Raw genomic sequence first — 500 nt, forward strand, 5'->3', positions numbered from 1 at the left:
TATGAAAGCATGAGCGGTAGCAACATACTGCGGATTTTCAGGCTTGGTTCAAGGCTTTCAATGAAACGTCAACAGCCCCTAGAAGCTGATGACGATAAATGCTCAAAAGTAATCACGACAAAGCCAAAGGATGATACCGAATATCTGCCCGACAACCCATTAGCACCCATCATTGCATCTGGATGTTCAATGTTACTTGATGCAATACTGGAAGCAGGTTTAAAAAATCTAGTGCATTTGAAAATTCACGGATCTGCGCCTTTATTGTACGCCTGCCTGTACAGTAACGCAGAAACAGTCGACATACTGATCAAACACGGCGCAAAGCTTGAGCAAACGTCATGCCTGCCCAAAGAGAAGGGCTCACATGAAATGTCAGCTTTACATGCTGCGTTACGGTTCAAATCAGCTTATAAAATTACCTGATTACCACTGTGGCTCAGCCAGCTTGAGAAGCCTTGCTGGCATGGGGCAGGTTCGCGCAGCCATGTAACCCAGCC

Annotated in this window: 1 protein-coding gene; it reads left to right on the plus strand. The window is 46.0% G+C overall.

What is annotated here, in order from left to right:
- The coding region (locus ABD892_RS10045) for an ankyrin repeat domain-containing protein (protein ID WP_345195486.1) at positions 1–426 on the plus strand (426 nt) is incomplete at its 5' end.
- Between the last annotated feature and the right edge of the window lie 74 nt (positions 427–500).

The organism is Kistimonas scapharcae, from assembly GCF_039540975.1.
Classification (GTDB): Bacteria; Pseudomonadota; Gammaproteobacteria; order Pseudomonadales; family Endozoicomonadaceae; genus Kistimonas; species Kistimonas scapharcae.